The organism is Billgrantia antri, from assembly GCF_019430905.1.
Classification (GTDB): Bacteria; Pseudomonadota; Gammaproteobacteria; order Pseudomonadales; family Halomonadaceae; genus Halomonas; species Halomonas antri.
In genome coordinates, this window is sequence record NZ_JAHYCA010000002.1 from 197,479 (window position 1) to 216,525 (window position 19,047).

The 19,047-nt window shown below is 65.7% G+C and carries 16 protein-coding genes; 14 read left to right on the plus strand and 2 right to left on the minus strand.

Features of this window, described 5'->3' with window-relative positions; all coding sequences use genetic code 11:
* Positions 1-80 precede the first annotated feature (80 nt).
* Together KPL81_RS05250 and KPL81_RS05255 are read right to left on the minus strand one after the other, a co-directional pair.
* Complete coding sequence (locus KPL81_RS05250; RefSeq protein WP_219790954.1) at positions 81-698, minus strand: IMPACT family protein; 618 nt, start codon at positions 696-698, stop codon at positions 81-83.
* Positions 698-1,177 (minus strand): LexA family protein, encoded by a 480-nt coding sequence (locus KPL81_RS05255; protein WP_240549067.1) that lies wholly within the window; start codon positions 1,175-1,177, stop codon positions 698-700. Before KPL81_RS05255 ends, KPL81_RS05250 begins: the two co-directional genes overlap by 1 nt.
* 203 nt (positions 1,178-1,380) lie before the next feature.
* Here KPL81_RS05255 and ccmA point away from each other — a divergent pair, with 203 nt between their 5' ends.
* From ccmA to KPL81_RS05325, 14 genes are all read left to right on the plus strand, one after another.
* Positions 1,381-2,025: a cytochrome c biogenesis heme-transporting ATPase CcmA gene (gene ccmA / locus KPL81_RS05260; protein ID WP_209476052.1), complete on the plus strand. Its 645-nt coding sequence runs from the start codon at positions 1,381-1,383 to the stop codon at positions 2,023-2,025.
* Positions 2,012-2,749, plus strand: a complete 738-nt coding sequence (ccmB, locus tag KPL81_RS05265; protein ID WP_209476054.1) for a heme exporter protein CcmB — start codon at positions 2,012-2,014, stop codon at positions 2,747-2,749. The genes ccmA and ccmB overlap by 14 nt, the downstream gene beginning before the upstream one ends.
* 14 nt (positions 2,750-2,763) lie before the next feature.
* Complete coding sequence (locus tag KPL81_RS05270; RefSeq protein ID WP_209476056.1) at positions 2,764-3,504, plus strand: heme ABC transporter permease; 741 nt, start codon at positions 2,764-2,766, stop codon at positions 3,502-3,504.
* Positions 3,504-3,743, plus strand: a complete 240-nt coding sequence (ccmD, locus tag KPL81_RS05275; protein ID WP_219790955.1) for a heme exporter protein CcmD — start codon at positions 3,504-3,506, stop codon at positions 3,741-3,743. The genes KPL81_RS05270 and ccmD overlap by 1 nt, the downstream gene beginning before the upstream one ends.
* Positions 3,733-4,236: a cytochrome c maturation protein CcmE gene (gene ccmE / locus KPL81_RS05280; protein WP_209476060.1), complete on the plus strand. Its 504-nt coding sequence runs from the start codon at positions 3,733-3,735 to the stop codon at positions 4,234-4,236. The genes ccmD and ccmE overlap by 11 nt, the downstream gene beginning before the upstream one ends.
* A gap of 12 nt (positions 4,237-4,248) precedes the next feature.
* On the plus strand, positions 4,249-6,255 hold the full coding sequence (locus KPL81_RS05285) for a heme lyase CcmF/NrfE family subunit (RefSeq protein ID WP_219790956.1): 2,007 nt from the start codon (positions 4,249-4,251) through the stop codon (positions 6,253-6,255).
* A complete protein-coding gene (locus KPL81_RS05290; protein WP_219790957.1) occupies positions 6,252-6,779 on the plus strand; it encodes a DsbE family thiol:disulfide interchange protein in 528 nt (175 codons plus the stop codon). Before KPL81_RS05285 ends, KPL81_RS05290 begins: the two co-directional genes overlap by 4 nt.
* Positions 6,770-7,237 carry a cytochrome c-type biogenesis protein gene (locus KPL81_RS05295; protein WP_219790958.1) on the plus strand — a complete coding sequence of 156 codons (468 nt, stop codon included), beginning with the start codon at positions 6,770-6,772 and terminating at the stop codon, positions 7,235-7,237. The genes KPL81_RS05290 and KPL81_RS05295 overlap by 10 nt, the downstream gene beginning before the upstream one ends.
* The gene (ccmI, locus tag KPL81_RS05300) at positions 7,234-8,463 is read left to right on the plus strand and encodes a c-type cytochrome biogenesis protein CcmI (protein ID WP_219790959.1); all 1,230 of its coding nucleotides are present in this window, start codon (positions 7,234-7,236) and stop codon (positions 8,461-8,463) included. Before KPL81_RS05295 ends, ccmI begins: the two co-directional genes overlap by 4 nt.
* A 4-nt stretch (positions 8,464-8,467) precedes the next feature.
* Positions 8,468-11,962, plus strand: coding sequence for a chromosome segregation protein SMC (gene smc / locus KPL81_RS05305; protein ID WP_219790960.1), 3,495 nt, complete (start codon positions 8,468-8,470; stop codon positions 11,960-11,962).
* A 226-nt stretch (positions 11,963-12,188) separates the two neighbouring features.
* A complete protein-coding gene (zipA, locus tag KPL81_RS05310; RefSeq protein WP_219790961.1) occupies positions 12,189-13,808 on the plus strand; it encodes a cell division protein ZipA in 1,620 nt (539 codons plus the stop codon).
* A gap of 103 nt (positions 13,809-13,911) precedes the next feature.
* Positions 13,912-15,975: an NAD-dependent DNA ligase LigA gene (ligA, locus tag KPL81_RS05315; RefSeq protein WP_219790962.1), complete on the plus strand. Its 2,064-nt coding sequence runs from the start codon at positions 13,912-13,914 to the stop codon at positions 15,973-15,975.
* Positions 15,972-16,244, plus strand: a complete 273-nt coding sequence (locus KPL81_RS05320; protein WP_219790963.1) for a YheU family protein — start codon at positions 15,972-15,974, stop codon at positions 16,242-16,244. The genes ligA and KPL81_RS05320 overlap by 4 nt, the downstream gene beginning before the upstream one ends.
* Before the next feature lie 186 nt (positions 16,245-16,430).
* Positions 16,431-19,043 carry a putative bifunctional diguanylate cyclase/phosphodiesterase gene (locus KPL81_RS05325; RefSeq protein ID WP_209476077.1) on the plus strand — a complete coding sequence of 871 codons (2,613 nt, stop codon included), beginning with the start codon at positions 16,431-16,433 and terminating at the stop codon, positions 19,041-19,043.
* The last annotated feature ends 4 nt before the right edge of the window (positions 19,044-19,047 follow it).

A 19,047-nucleotide genomic window follows, 5' to 3' on the forward strand; every position in this document is an offset into this window, starting at 1 on the left:
GTTACTGTAGGGCCATTGCCCGGAAAGGTTTACCCTACTGACTCGCCTCTGCGCAAATGGCAGGCGCCCCGGGGCAGCAGCTAAGCGTCGATCAAGGCAAGTCTGCCGCGCAGGCGGGCCTCCAGCGGGGTGAGATCGACCTCGGTGTCGCTGGGCCAGCCTACGCTGAGCAGCACACCGTCGCTGGCGTAGTCAGCGACCTCGATCGGGACGTCGCGGGCCTCGAGCCAGGCGCGGGCTTCGGCCTCGCCGGCGAAGTCGACCTTCAACCTGAGTACGGTACGCTCGACCACTTGCCGCAGCGGCAGGTCGTCGAGCCCTCGGGCCACGGCCTGGGCATAGGCACGGGCCAGGCCGCCGGTGCCCAGCTTGGTACCACCGAAGTAGCGGGTCACCACGCAGCCTACCTGGCCCAGGCCCGAGCCTTCCAGCACCTGGAACATCGGGCGGCCTGCCGTGCCGCCGGGTTCGCCGTCGTCTGAGAAGCCGATGGCGTGCTGTTCTCCGGGAGGCCCGGCAATATAGGCACTGCAGTGATGGCTGGCGTTAGGGTGGGCCCGACGGGCTTCGGCCAGCAGGGCCTCGAAAGCCGTCGGGCTGGGGGCATGGCAGAGCCAGGCGATGAAGCGGCTCTTCTCTACCTCGTGGAGGCTTTCCCGCCAGCCACCGGGCGGCAGGTCGGGCACCGGGTAGCGCATCAGTGGGTCAGCTCACGGTGTTCCTGCTGACGCACCACGCCCATCACCATGCCGAGCACCTGGATATCGCTGTTCTTGAGGTAGATGGGGGCCATGTTCTCGTTGGCCGGCTGCAAGCGCACGCCGCTCTTCTCGATGTAGAGCTTCTTCAGTGTCACTTCCTGCTGGTTGATCAGCACCACGGCGGTTTCGCCGTTCTCGGCGCTCTCCTGACGCTCGATGATGATCACATCGCCATCGAAGATGTTGCAGTCGATCATCGAGTCGCCACGCACCCGCAGTGCATAAGTATTGCGGCGTACCATGCAGGCTGGGGCGTGGATGCTGTCGCCGCTGGGGCAGGCTTCGATGGGCAGGCCCGCCGCGACGTCACCCAGCAGGGGCACCTCGGTCAGGTCGGTGGCGTCGACGCTGGCCCAGGAGGTGGCGATGGGCAGGTTGGGGCGTCGGTACAGGTACTGCATGGAAGGCGTTGGCATTGGCGTTCCCCCTCTTTGCGACCCTGTTGAAATGTACAGGTATCCTGCATCATACCAAGCGGTCGCCAAGTGGCAAGTTTTGCCGATGCCTTGTTGCCTTGACCTGTGGCAAGGGTGGCGCCGTGACGCACCTCGTTCGCTAGCGGCTACAGGCCTTTCCGTGTAGCATTTCGGTCGAATTGACCCTTTCCTGGAGAGTGCCGTTGAGCCTGCGTCTGCAAGCGCGAAACCTGGCCTGCGAACGAGATGACCGCTGGCTGTTCCGGGGCTTGGACCTGGATATTCGCGCCGGCGAGATCGTGCGGGTGGAAGGCCCCAACGGCAGCGGCAAGACTACTCTGTTGAAGATTCTCTCCGGTCAGCTCGCCGACTACGAAGGCGAGCTGTTCTGGAACGAGCAACCGATGCGCAAGTCGCGTGACGCCTTCCTTGCCAACCTGCTCTACCTGGGCCACGCGCCCGGCGTCAAAGCGGCGCTGACGCCGCTGGAAAACCTCGCCTGGTACCAGGCCCTTGCGGGCCATGCGCCGAGCGAAAAGACGCGCATGAGTGCGTTGGAGGAGCTCGGTCTGGTGGGCTTCGAGGACGTCCCGGCAGCCCAGCTCTCCGCCGGTCAGCAGCGCCGCGTGGCGCTGGCACGCCTGTCGCTCACGCCGCGTCCGTTGTGGGTGCTCGACGAGCCCTTCACGGCAATCGACCGCGACGGTGTCGCGGCGCTGGAGCGCCGGCTGGTCGAACATGCTCGCCGCGGTGGTTGCGTGCTGGTCACCACCCATCACGAACTGACGCCGTGTGCCGAGTTACGCCGTATCCGTCTCGGCGGGGGAGGGGCCAATGCCGGCATCTGAAGGCGCTCTGGGGAAGGAGGAGGCGGTGGTTCGCGCGGAACCTCGCGGCGGTCTTGCTGTCGCAGTGTGGGCAACACTGAAGCGGGACCTGCTGTTGTTGCTGCGGCGGCGCAGCGAAGTGCTCAACCCCCTGGTGTTCTTCGCCATCGTCATCACCCTGTTCCCGATCGGTATTTCTCCCGATCCGGCGCTGCTCGCGGCCATCGCCCCCGGTCTGCTGTGGGTGGCGGCGCTACTGGCGGCGCTGCTGTCTCTCGACAGCCTGTTCCGGGCCGACTACGACGACGGCTCGCTGGAGCAGCTGCTGCTGACGCCCCAGCCGCTGGCGATGCTGGCCCTGGCCAAGGTGGCCGTGCACTGGCTGCTGACCGGCCTGCCCCTGGCGCTGATGGCGCCCGTGCTGGGCATCATGCTGGCGCTGCCGGCGGGCAGCTACCTGGTATTGGCCGTTTCACTGGCACTGGGCAGTGCCAGTCTCAGCCTGATTGGTGCCATCGGAGCGGCGCTGACGGTGGGGCTCTCGCGTGGCGGCGTATTGCTGTCGCTGCTGGTGCTCCCCCTTTACATTCCGGTGCTGATCTTCGGCGCCGGGGCCGTTCAGGCGGCCATCTTCGGCGATAGCGTGCTGGCGCACCTGGCGATCCTCGGCGCGCTGCTGGCGCTGGCCCTGATCTTTGCGCCATTGGCGATCGCGGCATCGCTGCGCATCAGTATCAACGGTTGAGAGGTTGACGAGGCATGTGGGCCTTCCTTAACAAGCTGCGTTCCCCCAAGTGGTTCTACACCATCAGCGCCCGTCTGCAGCCCTGGTTCTGGGCTGCGGCACTGATTCTGATCGTCACCGGCAGCGTCTGGGGGCTGGCTTTTGCGCCGGCCGACTACCAGCAGGGCAACAGTTTCCGCATCATCTATGTGCACGTACCGGCGGCATTCCTCGCCCAGTCGATCTTCGTCTCCCTGGCGGTGACGGGGCTGGTGTTCATGGTCTGGAAGATCAAGATCGCCGACATGGCGGCCACCGTGATGGCGCCGCTGGGCGCGGCCATGACCTTCGTCGCGCTGTTCTCCGGTGCGGTGTGGGGCGTGCCCACCTGGGGCACCTGGTGGATGTGGGATGCGCGCCTCACCTCGATGCTGATACTGCTCTTCCTCTATCTCGGCGTGATCGCCCTGCGCGGTGCCTTTGCCAGTCGCGACAGCGCCTCCCGTGCCGCCTCGGTGCTCGCCATGGTCGGCGTGATCAACATTCCGATCATCAAGTACTCGGTAGACTGGTGGTACACGCTGCATCAGCCCGCTACTTTCACCGTCACCGGGCGCGCCGCCATGCCGATGGAGATGTGGCTGCCGCTGCTGATCATGGTGCTGGGCTTCTACTGCTTTTTCATCGCCCTGACCCTGATGCGAACGCGCAGCGAGATCCTGCGCCGCGAGTCCAGCAAGCGCTGGGTGCGCGAGCTGGCCGAGGAGGCGAACTGATGGCTTTCGACACCTTCCAGGAATTTCTCGCCATGGGCGGGCACGCACGTTACGTCTGGTCGGCCTGGGGCCTGACCGCCGTACTGTTGCTGGGGGCAGTGCTGCATGCCCGCTTCGAGCGTCGTCAGCTCATGCGCCAGCTGAAACGGCGTCTGCGCCGCGAAGCTCACCAGGCCGGACACGCCGGCGGGGCGCAACCGATTCCAACTAGCAGGGGTAGAAGCACCAATGAGGCCTAAACGTAAACAGAAGCTCTTCCTGGCCCTGGGGCTGGTGTCTCTGGCGGCGATCGCCGTGGGGCTGACGCTCTATGCGCTGCGGGCCAACATCAATCTGTTCTTCAGCCCGATCCAGATCGTCGCCGGCGACGCGCCTTACGAGCGCCAGATCCGTGCTGGCGGCATGGTCAAGGAGGGCAGCGTGGCGCGCAATCCCGACAGCCTCGATGTCGAATTCACCGTGACCGACTATGTCGAGGACGTCCGCGTGCACTACAGTGGCATCCTTCCCGACCTGTTCCGTGAAGGGCAGGGGGTGGTGGTAGTCGGCCAGCTGCAGCGCGACGGCTACATCAAGGCCGACCAGGTACTGGCGCGCCATGACGAGAACTACATGCCTCCCGAGGTATCCGAGGCGCTCGAAGCGGCCGGTTACTCCCCCGCCGACTACCAGGCCAAGGCCGCCGAGGTGGCCGAGCGCCTCGAGGCGCGTGAGGGTGCGAGCCAGAATTGATCCGGAGACGTCATGTTCATTCGTTTGATCCCTGAAATCGGCCATTTCGCCCTGGTCGTCGCCATGTTGATGGCGGCGGTACAGGGGGTGATGCCGCTGGCCGGCGCCGCGCTGCGCCGGCCGTTGTGGATGGCCTATGCCCGCCCCATGGTCGCCGGTCAGTTCCTGTTCGTGTTCATCGCCTACCTCTGCCTCACGGCAAGCTACCTGCTCGACGATTTCAGCGTGGCCAACGTGGCCAACAATTCCAACTCGATGCTGCCGTGGTACTACAAGTTCAGTGCCGTGTGGGGCAACCACGAGGGCTCGGTGCTGCTGTGGAGCCTGATGCTGGCCGGCTGGAGCTACATGGCGGCGCGCTTCTCCCGCGAGCTGCCGCGCGACATGGTGGCGCGGGTGATCGGCGTGCTGGGCCTGGTCGCCGTCGGTTTCCTGGCCTTCGTGCTGGTTACCTCCAACCCCTTCGAGCGGTTGCTGCCGAACGTGCCGAGCGACGGCGCCGACCTCAACCCGCTGCTGCAGGACATCGGCCTGATCCTGCACCCGCCGATGCTGTACATGGGCTACGTGGGCTTTTCGGTGGTCTTCGCCTTTGCCATCGCTGCGCTGCTCGGCGGTCGCCTCGATGCGGCCTGGACCCGCTGGGCGCGGCCCTGGACCAACCTGGCCTGGGCCTTCCTCACCGTGGGAATCGCACTGGGTAGCTGGTGGGCCTACTACGAGCTGGGCTGGGGCGGCTGGTGGTTCTGGGATCCGGTCGAGAATGCCTCGCTGCTGCCCTGGCTGACCGGCACTGCGCTGATGCACTCACTGGCGGTCACCGAAAAGCGCGGTTCGTTCAAGAGCTGGACGGTGCTGCTGGCGATCTTCACCTTCTCACTGTCGCTGCTGGGCACCTTCCTGGTGCGCTCCGGCGTCTTGACCTCCGTGCATGCCTTCGCCAACGACCCCTCGCGCGGCTTCTTCATCCTCGTCCTGCTGGGCATCACCGTGGGCCTGTCGCTACTGATCTTCGCCCTGCGCGCGCCACGGGTCAGCCAGCGCACCGGCTTCAATTGGCTGTCGCGTGATGCCCTGCTGCTGATCAACAACATCCTGCTGGTGATCATGACCATCACCGTGCTGATGGGCACCGTCTATCCACTTCTGCTCGACGCGCTCGACCTGGGCAAGATCAGCGTGGGCCCGCCCTACTTCAACACCCTGTTCGTGCCGCTCACGGTCATCATGTGCGTGTTCATGGGCCTGGGCCCGTCGGCGCGCTGGAAGCAGACCGACCCACGCCTGATGCTCAAGCGGCTGTGGCTCGCCGGCGTCGCGGCGTTGGTCATAGCCGCGGCGATGCCGTTCGTCATCGGCGGCGAGTGGAACGCCTGGGTCGCCCTCGGCCTGGTGGCGGCGATGTGGATCGTACTGCCGACGCTGCGCGACCTCTATGACAAGACCCGTCGCGCCGAGTCGTTCGGCGCCGGTCTCAAGAAGCTGTCGCTGGCCTACTGGGGCATGCAGCTCGGCCACCTGGGAGTGGCGGTAACCATCATCGGCGTGGCGGTGGTCTCCAACTTCGAGATCGAGCGCAACGTACGCATGTCGCCCGGCGATAGCGTCGAGGTCGCCGGCTACACCTTCACCATGCAGGAGCTGACCTCCCGGCGCGGGCCCAACTACATCGCCGATGGTGCCGCGATCGAGGTGCGCCGCGGCGACAGCCGGCGCAGCTTCGTGATGAACCCGGAAAAGCGGCTCTACATCGCGCGTGGCATGCCCATGAGCCAGGTGGCACTGCGCCCCGGCCTGTTCCGTGATCTCTACGTGGCCATGGGCGAGGATCTGGGCGACGGCAGCTGGGCCATGCGTGTACAGTACAAGCCCTTCGTACGCTGGCTGTGGCTCGGCGCGCTGCTGATGGCGGCCGGCGGTTTGCTTGCCGTCATCGATCGCCGCTATCGGCGCCTGGCAACGTCGCGCGATCCCGAAGAGAAGGCTCGCGAAGGCGCGGCGCGGGAGGCTACGGCATGACGCGACGCCTGCTGCTGATGCTGCCGCTCGTAGGCTTCCTGGTGTTGGGCGCCTTTCTCTATCAGGGACTTTCGCTGAATCCCTTTCAGCGTGAATCGGCGTTGATGGCACGGGAGTTCCCAGCCTTTCAACTTCCCACTCTGGAGGATCCTGAGCGGATCGTGGATGAATCCTTGCTTGAAGGCGAAGTCACCCTGGTCAACGTCTGGGGCGAGTGGTGTCCGACCTGCAAGCAGGAAATGCCGCAGTTGCTCGACCTGGCCGATCGCGGTGTCCGTCTGGTCGGTGTCGACTACAAGGATACTCGAGAGAAGGGGGGAGCATTCCTCGCCGAGTTTGGTAATCCGTTCGAGGTCAATATCTTCGATTCCGAAGGCGTTCTAGGTTTTGATCTGGGTGTCTACGGTGCACCGGAAACATTTCTGGTCGACCGAGATGGCATCATCCGCTACCACCATACCGGTTACATCAAGCCGGAAGATGTTCACGATGTGATTCTGCCGGAGGTGAGGAAATGGCAGTGATACGATGGTTCTTCGTGATTCTGCTCCTGGCTACCGGCATGGCGCATGGCGGTGCCGTTGAGGTTCGTGAGTTCAGCAACCCGGTGCTCGAGCAGCGTTACCAGAGCCTTACGGCCTCGTTGCGTTGCCCCAAATGCCAGAACCAGGCGATCAACGACTCCGACTCTCCCATCTCCCAGGATATGCGTGAGAGGGTCTATGCCATGCTGCAGGACGGCCGCTCGGACATGGAAATCCGCGATCACATGGTGCAACGCTTCGGTGACTATGTGCTCTATAACCCGCGCCTTGAAGGTCGTACCTATCTACTATGGGGATTGCCCGCGGTACTGGTCGTGGCCGGTGCCGTTCTGGTGATGCTGCTGATTCGCGCGCGTCGCAATGCTTCGGTGCGTGCCCTGAGCAACGAGGAACGTCATCGCCTGGAGGCATTGATCAAGCAGGAGAAAGGCCAATGATCGCGCTGTGGTTAGCCTTCGGCCTGCTGCTGTTGCCGGCGCTGTGGCTGCTGGTGGCGCCGATGCGGCGTGCGCGTCTGGTGCACGATGCTCAGGCCAGCTTCGAAGCCAACGACCGTGCGACCGAACAGAACGTAGCGATCTATCGTCGTCGTCTGGCGTCGCTGGAAGCGGCGCTGGAGCGCGGTGACATCGACCAGGCGCAGTTCGACGAGGATCGTCTAGAACTCGACCGCAGCCTGCTGGAAGATACCGCGAATCTCACACGTCGCCCGCTGCATTCGCCCGCTGCGGGGCGTTTCGCGGTGCCTGTCGTGGCCTTGGCGCTGGTGATTTCCGCCATGCTCTGGTATCAGCACGAAGGTGCCGAAGGGGACCTGCGCCTGCTCGCCGCCTTCGAGGAGAGCGATTCACTGCCGGCCCTGCTGGAGCGCCTGCAGCAGGAGGCCCAGCGTCAGCCTGACAATGCCGATGTCTGGGCCTCGCTGTTTCCACTTTACCGCGATTCAGGCCAGGGCGAGGCCGCCATAGAGGCGCTGGATCGACTGATCGCGCTCGAAGGCCGGCTGCCTTCGCTGCTCGCTCAGAAGGCGCAGCTGCTGTTCTTCATCAACGACCGCACCCTCACTGACGAGGTGCAGGCGCTGGTTGATGAGACACTTGAACTCGATGCCCGCGAGCCGACCATTTTCGGCATGTTGGGCGTACACGCCTTCGACCGCGGCGACTACGAGCAGGCCATCGACCACTGGCGGCGAGCCATCGCCGGCATGTCCGATTCCAGCTCCGCGCAAGCCTTGCGTGAGGGAATCCAGGTGGCCCAGCAGCGCCTCGGCGTCGCTTCCGAGGGGGGAGAGGCCGGAGTTGCCCAGGGGCCGGGAGTGCGGGTGAGCGTCAGCCTAGACGAGGAACTCGAGGGCCTGCTCGACGACGATACCCGCGTCTACGTCGTGGCCCGCGACATGGCAGGTGAGCTGCCGCCGCTGGCGGTGGCCCGGCTGACCCTCGGCGACTTGCCGACCACGCTCACGCTCGACGACCGCCACGCCATGTCCGAGGCGGCGAGCCTGTCCCAGGCCAGCGAGGTGCGTCTGGTGGTCCGCGTGACCCGGAGCGGCGGAGCCACGCCCGAGTCCGGCGACATGTATGGCGACGTGGAGGGCGTGCCGGTGGGCGACGTTGAAGGCGAGCCCGTGGAGGTAGTGATCGACCGTGTCATAGAATAGCCGGATGCGACTCACCTCGATCCGCCTGAGCGGTTTCAAATCCTTCGTCGATCCGGTCACGGTGCCCTTCGATGGCAATATGACCGCGATCGTCGGCCCCAACGGCTGCGGCAAGTCGAACATCATCGACGCCGTGCGCTGGGTCATGGGCGAATCCTCGGCCAAGACCCTGCGCGGCGAGTCGATGACCGACGTCATCTTCAACGGCTCCACCGCGCGCAAGCCGGTAGGGCAGGCGGCCATCGAGCTGCGCTTCGACAACAGCGACGGAACCATGGGCGGTCCCTATGCCCAGTACGCCGAGATCGCGGTCAAGCGCCTGGTCGCCCGCGACGGCCAGTCGAGCTACTTCTTCAACGGCCAGAAATGCCGCCGCCGCGACATCGCCGACCTCTTTCTCGGCACCGGCCTCGGCCCGCGCTCCTACGCCATCATCGGCCAGGGCATGATCTCGCGCCTGATCGAGGCGCGTCCCGAAGAGCTGCGCGCCACCCTCGAGGAGGCCGCCGGTATCTCCAAGTACAAGGAGCGCCGCCGCGAGACCGAAAACCGCATGCGCCGCACCCGCGAGAACCTCGAGCGCCTGGAGGACATCCGCGAGGAGCTCGACAAGCAGCTCGAGCGCCTGCGGCGTCAGGCCGAGGCCGCACGGCGCTACCAGACCCTCAAGGAGGAGGAGCACCGGCTCAAGGGCGAGCTGGCGCTGCTGCGTGGCCGTGCGCTGCGTGCCCGGCAGCGCGAGGAAGAGCATCGCGTGCGCGAGCTGGAGACCGCGGTCGAACGCGAGATCTTGGGCCTGCGCCAGTGCGAGACCCGTCTCGAGGAGGCGCGCGCCGATCACGACGCGCTGGCCGAGACCCTGGAGGCGCGACAGGCGCGCTTCTTCGAGACCAGCGGCGCCATCGCCCGCCTCGAGCAGAGCCTGGAGCACGCCCGCAGCCGCGAGGGGCAATTGGCCCGCGACCTGGAGAGTGCCCGCCAGGAGCTGGTCGAGCTGGATCGCTTGGGCGAACACGACCGCGAGCGACTGGTGCGCCTCGACGAGCGGCTCGAGACCCTGATACCGGAACAGGAGGAACTTGCCGAGCAGCTCGCCGAGCTGGAGGCGATGCTGGAGGAGGCAGAGCCCGGCGCGGAGGAGGCCGAACAAGCCTTCGAAGCTTTCAGCGAAGGCTGGCGCGAGACCAGCCGCGACGCCGAGCGCAGCCAGGATCGCCTGCGTGAGCTCGAGAACCGCCTGGCCCGTCTCGAAGCCGATGCCCAGCGTCGCCGCCAGCAGCAGCAAGAGTTGCCTGACCTGGCCGAGTTGACCGCCCGGCGCGACGAATTGAAGGAGCGGCTCGCCGAATTCGGCCTGGCCCAGGAAGAGACCGAGGCGCGCCGCGAACGACTCCAGGCCACCCGGGAGGAGGCGCGCGAGGCCGCCGCCGAGTTGGAGCGCGAGCGAGAGACCGAACGCACCCGGCGCAGCACGCTGCAGGGTGAGCTCGCTTCGCTCGATGCCCTGATCCAGGCGGCCCTCAACGATCCCGACGAGGCCCTGACCGAGCACTTGGCGAGCCATGAGCTGGGCGGCCTGCCTAGGCTGGGCGAATCGCTCGAGGTCGACCCCGGCTGGGAAGCCAGCGTCTCCTGGGTGCTGGCTCCCTGGCTCAAGGCGCGCCTGGCGGAGCCCATGGGGTTTCGTTCGGCAAGCGCCGCACCGCCTGCCGAACTGGGGGCGCTATCGCCTCGTGGCGATGCCGAGTTCGCCCCGCATAGCCTGGCCGCGAGGGTGCGTGGGGCTGGAGCCGCTGCGGCCTGGCTGGCGCCGATCCGTTGCGTCGAGAGTGATGAACGCGCCTGGGAGGCGCGAGAGGGACTGGCCGCCGGCGAGAGTCTGATCACCCCCCAGGGGCTGTGGCTGGGGCGCGACTGGGTGCGACATCGCGGCCAGGGGGCCGGTCCTGATGCGCTGCTGGTAAGTCGCCGCCGCTTCGAGGAGGTGGCCGCCGAGCTCGACGAGATCGAGACCCGGCTGGCGTCGCGTGACCAGGCCATCGCCGCTGAGCACGAGCGTGTCGGCCAGGCCGAGCGCGACCTCGAGGCGATCCGCCAGGAGGAGCGTCGCCTGGCCGGCGAGCAGCAGCAGTTGGCGGTGCAAGACAGCGGCCTGGCCAGTCGTCTTGAGCATCTGCAGGGGCGTGCCGGCGAGCTGGCCGAGGAGTTGGCGGGGCTCGACGAGGCCCGCGAGGAGACGCGTCAGCTCATCGAGGCGGCGCGCGAGCAGTGGCAGCAGGCCATGGCGCGGCTCGAGGAAGGCGCCGAACAGCGTGAACGGCTGGAGCGGGCGCGCAGCGACGCCCGCGAACGCCTGGCCTCCCTGCGTGCCCGGCAGCGCCCGCTCGATGAGCGCCGCCAGCAGCTGGCGCTGGAGCGCCAGCGTCTCTCCACCGAGCGCGACGGCCTGGCCGAGCAGCAGGGGCGCAGCCTCGATACCCGCGAGCGTCTGCTGGCGCGCTGCGAAGAGTTGACCGAGACCCTCGAGCAGCTGCGCGAGCCCGACGAAGAGCAGCGCGAAAAGCTCGACGAGCTGTTGCATCGCCGCGAGGGTGACGAGCGCGCACTGAATGAAACCAAGGCGCGTGCCGCCGAGCTGGTGGAGCGACTACGCGAGGACGAGCTGGCGCGGCAGAACCATGAGCGCAATCTCGAAGGCATTCGCGAGCGTTTGCAGGAAGCGCGCATGCAGGTGCAGGCCCTGGCACTCAAGGCCGAGACCCAGGACGAGCAGCTCGCCGAGCTGGGCCACCAGACCGCCGAGCTGGAGGAGCGCCTCGATCCCAACGCCACCGAGTCGGCCTGGCAGACCCGCCTGGAGGAGGTCGGCGAACGCATCCGCCGCCTGGGGGCGATCAACCTGGCCGCTATCGAGGAGTACGACCAGCAGGCCGAGCGACGCAACTATCTCGAGGCCCAGCAGTCGGAACTCAATGAGGCGCTGGAGACGCTGGAGAAGGCGATTCGACGCATCGATCAGGAGACGCGTACCCGTTTTCGCGACACCTTCGAGCGAGTCAATCAAGGCCTGCAGTCCCTTTTTCCACGAGTCTTCGGTGGTGGAACCGCATGGTTGACGCTGACCGGCGAGGATTTGCTCGACACCGGGGTGGCCATCATGGCGCGCCCTCCCGGAAAGAAGAACAGCACCATTCATCTCCTCTCCGGTGGGGAAAAGGCATTGACGGCCTTGTCGCTCGTCTTTGCCATCTTTCAACTCAATCCGGCGCCTTTCTGCATGCTCGACGAAGTCGATGCACCACTCGATGATGCCAACGTCGGTCGCTATGCCAAACTGGTGAAGGACATGTCCGAGTCGGTGCAGTTCATCTATATCACCCACAACAAGATTGCCATGGAAGCCGCCGAAAGATTGATGGGGGTCACCATGCAAGAGCCCGGTGTGTCACGCCTGGTAGCTGTCGGGGTGGAGGAGGCGGCGGCGCTTGCCGAAGCCTGACGGAGGCTTGAAAGCGAGCGGCAAACGCGATATCAGAAGGCACGTCACGGTCATGAAGCAGATTACAAACGCGAATTGACAGGGAAAGGCGCAGGGTCGATTTGACTCTCGAGCGATAATGCCGGGGCTTGACAAACAAAAAAAGTGGCCCTTTTTCCGGCAATCGCGCTATGCTGTTCACGAACATCCATCCGGCATGGCGCCCTAGTGATAGGCAAGACGACCCATGGAACTTAGAGAATGGCTGATCATTCTGGGGCTGGCCCTGGTGACGCTCATCGTCATAGATGGTGTGCGTCGCCTGAAACGTCAGCGCCGAGTGCCCCGCCTGGACCAGGTAGGGGATAACAACAACCCAGGCAATGGTGAGGCAGCTGCCGACGACGATAACCCGGAGTTGCCCAACGGCGGCGCTCGTGTCGTCAGACCCGCCAGCTATACCCAAGTGCCGGCGAAGCCCAAGCTGGAACGCCAGGAACACCCCGGACCTTCGCGGGTGCTGGCTGGCCTGAAGAGTGCCGGTGCCGATACCAGACCCATGCCGAGCCCCGATTCCGGCGCCGCCGCGGCAACGCGCCCGGTGGCGTCAGCCATGCCGGAAGCGTCGCCCTCGGCCAAGCCTGCCATGGCGGAAGCGCACGAGCGCAAGGGCCGCCAGGACAAGATCGCAGAAGAGAAGGCAAAGGCACCGGTCGAACGGGCCTCGCGGCCAGCCGAGGAGACTCCGAGCGAGCCTCAACGGTCCGTCGAGCCCGAACATGCCGCCCGCGTCGAGACAGAAGCCGCTGGCGCCATTGCCGAGCCGCCGGCACGCGACGAACGGGAAGGGCGCCATGAGCCGACCCTCTCCGCGCTGGAAGAGGAAGCGCCGAGTCCTGCCGCAAGCGCGCCGCTGGCTGCCGACCCGGCCGACTACGATCCTCATCACGACGAGGACGAGCGTTATCGGCTGGTCGACCTGGAAGGCATGGGCGACTCGTTCATGAGCGGCTCGCGCCGCATGGGCGAGTCGGTACAGCGTTTCGGGCTCTCCATCCAGCAGCGCATGGCCAAGCGTCGCGAGCAGAAGCGCGAGGACAAGGTGCGCCGCGATCAGGCGCGTGCCGAGAAGGCCGCTCGCGAAGCCCAGCAGCGCCGTGAGGCCGCCGAGGCTCAGGCTGCGAGGGACGCCGAACGTCGCCGCCTGGAAGCCGAGGCCATCGAGCTGGCCGACGATGACGACCCGCTGTTCGCCCCGCCGCGTTCGAGAGCCGCTGAAGCGGAGCGTACGGCATACGCCGAACCGGCCGGCGCGGAGGCCGAGTCCGTCAGCGACGACGACGTGGTACGCGCGCATCCGACGCTGGCGCGGGCGCTGCGCCACAACGTCAACGCCGAGCGGGCACGGGATACGCTGAGCCAGGCCGACGAGATCATCGTCATCAGCGTGCTGTCGCGCGACGAGGAGGGCTTCTCTGGCGAGGCGCTGCTCAACCTGATGCTGGCCTGCGGCCTGCGCTATAGCAGCGAGATGGGCATCTTCCACCGCTTCGAGACCGAGGACCCCGACAGCGAGCTGCAGTTCTCGATGGTCAACGTGCTCAAGCCGGGCACCTTCCCGATCGAGGCGATGGACGAGTTCCGCACGCCGGGCATCACCCTGCTGATGCCGCTGCCCGGCGCGCTGGACACGGCGGCGGCCTTCGAAGCGATGGTCGAGACCGCCATGGTCATCGTGCGCAACCTGGGTGGCGAACTGAAGGACGAGAACCACAGCGTGATGACCGCGCAGACCGTGGAGTTCGCCCGCCAGCGCGTGCAGGAGTTCGAACGCCGCAACCGCCTCAACCGCTACCAGGTGAATTAACGCCTGAGCGCGTGCCATGCCGCACCCGTCGACAACCCCGTGAGCGATCACGGGGTTGTCGTGTTGAGGGCGGCAGTGATCCCCTTCGAGACATGACAGACGCATGAGCCAGCCCGATCAGAACACTCTCGATGAAGTCGCCAAGCTGCGCGCCGAGCTCGACGACGCCAACTACCGCTACTACGTGCTCGACGAGCCGCAGCTCACCGATGCCGAGTACGACCGCAAGCTGCGCCGCCTGCAGGAACTGGAGCAGGCCCACCCCGAGCTGGTGACACCCGATTCGCCGACCCAGCGGGTCGGGGCGCCGCCCGATGCCGGCTTCCCCGAGGTCGAGCACGCGGTGCCCATGTTGTCGCTGGACAACGCCCTGAGCGAGGAGGAGCTCACCGCTTTCGTCAGGCGCGTCGCCGAGCGGCTGGAGACCGACGGCGAGGCGATCCGCTTCTGCTGCGAGCCCAAGCTCGATGGCGCCGCCGTGTCGCTGGTCTACGAACATGGCGTACTGATCAGCGGTGCGACTCGCGGCGACGGGCGCACCGGCGAGGGCATCACCTCCAACCTGCGCACGCTGCGCTCGATTCCGCTCAGCCTGCGCGGCGAGGCCCCCGAGCTGCTCGAAGTGCGCGGTGAGGTGATCATGAGCCATGCCGGTTTCGAGCGGTTGAACGAGCGCGCCCGCGAGGAGGGCGGCAAGGTCTTCGCCAACCCGCGTAACGCCGCGGCGGGCAGCCTGCGCCAGCTCGACCCCGGCATCACCGCCAGGCGGCCGCTGGAGTTCAGTGCCTACCAGGTGGCACGCATCGAGCCGGACCCTGGCGATGCCAGCCACAGCGAGCTGATGGCGCACCTCAAGACCTTCGGCTTTCGCACCAGCTCCCAGCTTCGTGTCGTCACCGGCAGCCAGGGCCTGGTCGACTACTGCCGCCGGCTGGGCGAGCAGCGCGACGGTCTGGGTTACGACATCGACGGCGTGGTAATCAAGGTCGACGACCTGCGCCTGCAGCGTGAGCTGGGCTTCGTCTCGCGGGCACCGCGCTGGGCCATCGCCTTCAAGTTCCCCGCCCAGGAGGAGACCACGCGGCTCAACGACGTTGAGTTCCAGGTCGGCCGCACCGGTGCGATCACGCCGGTGGCGCGGCTCGAGCCGGTCTCGGTGGCCGGGGTTACCGTCTCCAACGCCAGCTTGCACAATGCCGACGAGATCGCGCGGCTCGGCGTGATGATCGGCGACACCGTGGCGATTCGACGGGCCGGCGACGTCATTCCCCAGGTAGTGCGGGTACTCGAGGAACGGCGGCCAGACGACGCTCGCGAGATCGTCTTCCCCAGCCGCTGCCCGGTGTGCGACTCCGAGATCGAGCGTCTCGAGGGTGAGGTGGTGGCGCGCTGCTCCGGCGGGCTCTACTGTGCCGCTCAGCGCAAGGAGGCGCTCAGGTACTTCGCCTCGCGCCGAGCGATGGACATCGATGGCCTCGGCGAGAAGCTCATCGACCAACTGGTCGAGCTCGACTGGGTCAAGACGCCTGCCGATCTGTTCCGGCTCGACGTCGAGCGCCTGGCCACGCTTCCGCGCATGGCCCGGAAGTCCTCCGAGAATCTGGTGGCGGCGCTGGAAAAGGCCAAGCAGACCACCCTGCCACGCTTCATCTTCGCGCTGGGCATCCGCGAAGTGGGGGAGGCCACGGCGGCCAACCTGGCGCGCCACTTCGGTACCCTGGACGCGTTGATGACCGCCGAGCTGGCCGAGCTCGAGGCGGTGGATGACGTCGGCCCGATAGTGGCCGCCCACGTACATACCTTCTTCCGCCAGGAGCACAACCGCGAGACCATCGAGGCACTGCGCGAGCAGGGCGTGACCTGGATCGAGGAGAGCGTCGGCGAGCGTCCCCAGCCACTGGCCGGGCAGACCTGGGTGCTCACCGGCACGCTCGAGAGCATGACCCGCGACGAGGGCAAGGAGCGCCTGCAGGCGCTGGGCGCCAAGGTGGCCGGCAGCGTATCGAAGAAGACCGCCGCCGTGGTGGCCGGCGGGGCGGCCGGCAGCAAGCTGGCCAAGGCCCAGGAGCTGGGCGTGGAAGTGCTCGACGAGGCCACTTTCCTCGAGCGTCTGGCGGCCTGGGAGCGCGGTGAAGGCGCACCCGACGACGAGGAGACCGACACATGAGCGACGGACGCTTCATCGAGGTGCCCTACCGCATGCTGCCGGCGGAGACGCTCGATGCACTGCTCGAGACCTTCGTCACCCGCCAGGGCTACGACACCACCGATACCGGCGAGGGCATGCGCGGCTGGGTTGGCCAGCTCAAGCGCCAGCTCGAACGCGGCGAGCTGATCATCGCCCACGACCTGCAGACCGAGACCACCGAGGTGCTGACATTGGCCCAGTGGCGCGCCTTCGGTCGCGACCTGGCTGACGACGAAGAGGAAGGTTAGACGAGCCGGAGTACTAGAAAACTCATACCAAGGTGTGAGAGCGAGTCTCCTGCAAGCTTTCCGTGAATTGATGTAAGTCAAATGAGCATTTGCCAAAAATGACGACAATGGGCGGCAATTTTCTCGTTTGGCCGGCGACTCAGGGTTGAGGTTCGGCACCACCTGTCCTTCTTGATAAGGGTCGTGATGCTGACTTTAGCCCGCTCGTTCTTCACCTGCTTGAAGTCCCTGCAAGGGTTCGTACTGGTGGCGATCATTTCCGCTTCGCTCACCGTATTCGTCGGCGTCACCCTGGTCTCATCGCTGCTCTACGAGAACATCCTGGCGCGTCAGGCGGAGCAGACCTCCGAAACCCTGGCCCGGCAGAGCTTCAACGCCATGCTGCAGGTAATGCGCCAGGGCTGGAGCCGCGATGAGATGGAAACCTTCATCGACGAGACCAAGCGCGCCCACGCCGGTGCCGGCTATCGCTTCAACTTCTATCGCGGCGAGCGGGTATCGGAGCGCTACGGCGAGATCGATCAGCCGCCCATGGACATCGTCATTCGCTCCGCCCTCGAGACGGGCAACGAGCGGGTGTGGCGCGAGAATGGCACGGTGCGTCGGATCATGCCGTTGGTGGCCCGGCCGGAGTGCCTCTCCTGCCACCAGAACGCGGCCACCGGCGACGTACTGGGCGTGATCGACATCCAGCGCGACATGGCGCCGATCAGTCGCGAGATGCGCTTCAACTACCTGGCCCTGTTCATCGTCGCCGCCTTGGTGATCCTGCTGCTGGCGCTGGGCATGTCGAAGCTGTTCGCCGAGCGGATTCAGGTCACCCTCGATCAGTTCCGCGACCGCCTGGCCGCCGTCAACTCCGTCGAGGATTTCCGCAAGCTCGACGTCAGCGACACCCGGGTACGCTTCCAGGAGCTCAACGTCGCCATGCAGCAGGTCAATGCCCTGGTCGACCGCCTCAGGAATGTGGCAGTGGACAAGGACATCCTCGAGTTCGAGATTCGCCTGCTGAGCAAATTCATCATTACCTCCGAGGTGGTGCGCGACTGGCGCGAGTTCATCAAGGAACTGCTGGCCGACATCAACACCATCATCCAGGCGCATACACTGGTGACGATCTTTCAAGTCGAGGACGAAGGGTACGAGCTGGAGGTGTTCTGGTACCGTGAAGTGGCGCCCGAGACCCGGGCCACCTTCGAGCAGCTGCTGACCCAGCTGCTGGAAAACAAGCATGAAGGACCGCCCGGCGGCACCATTCTCAAGGTGTTCCATCACAACGTGCTGAGCTGCGAATCGGGTGAGGGGTTGTCAGACCTGTCGCCTGAGGACATCCGCCTGCAAACCAAGTCGCTGCTGCTCGAGGCGCCGAAGATCGGCGGTATCGTCGGCATCGGCGTGCAGTCGGACCTGGCCCAGGACCCGATCCGCCATATCGTCATCGACGGCATCCTGTCGACGCTGCTCAACCTGGTGGGCTCGGTCAAGGCGATCTACAAATACACCCAGGATCTCGAGTACTACGCCACCCGCGACCCCCTTACCAGCCTGCACAACCAGCGCATCTTCAAGGACATGCTGGCCTACGAGGTGGGCCGGGCGACGCGCCACCAGGACCACTTCAGCCTGCTGATGCTGGACCTCGACAACTTCAAGACCGTCAACGACCGCCATGGCCACGCCTTCGGCGATCAGTTCCTGCACGCGGTGGCCGATACCCTGGCGCAGTCGATACGCCCCGGCGACTTCCTGGCCCGCTACGGCGGCGACGAGTTCACCGTAATCCTGCCCCAGACCGAGGAGGAGCAGGCCTACTCGGTGGCGCTGCGCATCGCCGACAACCTCACCAGCCAGGTGCTCACCGCGCCCGACGGCACGACCGTCAGGGCGACGACCTCGATCGGCATCGCCTGCTATCCCAATCATGCCGGCAATGCCCATGATCTGTTCCTGATGGCCGACAACATGATGTACAAGGCCAAGCGCAAGGGTAAGAACTGCGTGGCCCTGCCGGAGCGGGAAGAGGTGGCGGCCGTGTTTCGCGAGGTGGGCGAGAAGAACCAGATGGTGCTCAGCGCGCTGGAGGAGCAGCGCATCGTGCCCTACTTCCAGCCCATCGCCGACGTGCGCAGCGGCGAGGTCAACGTTCATGAACTGCTGATGCGCATCCAGCTCGACGATCGCCTGGTGCCGGCCGGTGAGTTCATCGATATCGCCGAGAGCATCGGGGTAATCCACAAGATGGACTATCAGCTGATCGAGAAGGCCTTCATCCAGATTCGCGAGCAGGGCTACCAGGGCATGCTGTTCATCAACCTGTCGCCCAAGTCGCTGATTGTGGGGGAGTTCATTGGCCGTATCCATCAGTTGGCCATCGATTACGACATCCTGCCGGAACGCATCGTCTTCGAGCTGACCGAGCGCGAAACGGTGAGCAACCTCAAGCTGCTGGAGAAGTTCGTGCTCGAACTCAAGCTGGAGGGCTTCAACTTCGCCATCGACGACTTCGGCTCGGGCTACTCCTCGTTCCGCTACCTCAAGCAGTTCCCTATCGATGTGATCAAGATCGAGGGCGAGTTCATCCGCAACATGCTCAGCGACGAGAAGTACATGGCCTTCGTCAAGAGCATCGTCACCTTGGCCCAGAGCCTCGGCGTCAGCACCATCGCTGAGTTCATCGAGAACGAGGAGGTGCTGGCCGCCGTCGAGGCGCTGGGCATCGACTTCGGCCAGGGCTATCACCTGGGCCGGCCGGGGCCGCGCTTCGTCAGCCGCCGCCAGCAGGTTCTCGTCGAGAGGTAGCAGC

Bases quoted from the DNA above. Each gene is read 5' to 3' on its own strand.
- KPL81_RS05255 (WP_240549067.1), bottom strand. From the start codon at position 1,177: ATGCCAACGCCTTCCATGCAGTACCTGTACCGACGCCCCAACCTGCCC.
- zipA (WP_219790961.1), top strand. From the start codon at position 12,189: ATGGAACTTAGAGAATGGCTGATCATTCTGGGGCTGGCCCTGGTGACG.
- ccmE (WP_209476060.1), top strand. From the start codon at position 3,733: ATGAGGCCTAAACGTAAACAGAAGCTCTTCCTGGCCCTGGGGCTGGTG.
- ccmI (WP_219790959.1), top strand. From the start codon at position 7,234: ATGATCGCGCTGTGGTTAGCCTTCGGCCTGCTGCTGTTGCCGGCGCTG.
- KPL81_RS05290 (WP_219790957.1), top strand. From the start codon at position 6,252: ATGACGCGACGCCTGCTGCTGATGCTGCCGCTCGTAGGCTTCCTGGTG.
- KPL81_RS05285 (WP_219790956.1), top strand. From the start codon at position 4,249: ATGTTCATTCGTTTGATCCCTGAAATCGGCCATTTCGCCCTGGTCGTC.
- smc (WP_219790960.1), top strand. From the start codon at position 8,468: ATGCGACTCACCTCGATCCGCCTGAGCGGTTTCAAATCCTTCGTCGAT.
- KPL81_RS05320 (WP_219790963.1), top strand. From the start codon at position 15,972: ATGAGCGACGGACGCTTCATCGAGGTGCCCTACCGCATGCTGCCGGCG.
- ligA (WP_219790962.1), top strand. From the start codon at position 13,912: ATGAGCCAGCCCGATCAGAACACTCTCGATGAAGTCGCCAAGCTGCGC.
- KPL81_RS05295 (WP_219790958.1), top strand. From the start codon at position 6,770: ATGGCAGTGATACGATGGTTCTTCGTGATTCTGCTCCTGGCTACCGGC.
- KPL81_RS05250 (WP_219790954.1), bottom strand. From the start codon at position 698: ATGCGCTACCCGGTGCCCGACCTGCCGCCCGGTGGCTGGCGGGAAAGC.
- ccmD (WP_219790955.1), top strand. From the start codon at position 3,504: ATGGCTTTCGACACCTTCCAGGAATTTCTCGCCATGGGCGGGCACGCA.
- ccmB (WP_209476054.1), top strand. From the start codon at position 2,012: ATGCCGGCATCTGAAGGCGCTCTGGGGAAGGAGGAGGCGGTGGTTCGC.
- KPL81_RS05270 (WP_209476056.1), top strand. From the start codon at position 2,764: ATGTGGGCCTTCCTTAACAAGCTGCGTTCCCCCAAGTGGTTCTACACC.
- KPL81_RS05325 (WP_209476077.1), top strand. From the start codon at position 16,431: ATGCTGACTTTAGCCCGCTCGTTCTTCACCTGCTTGAAGTCCCTGCAA.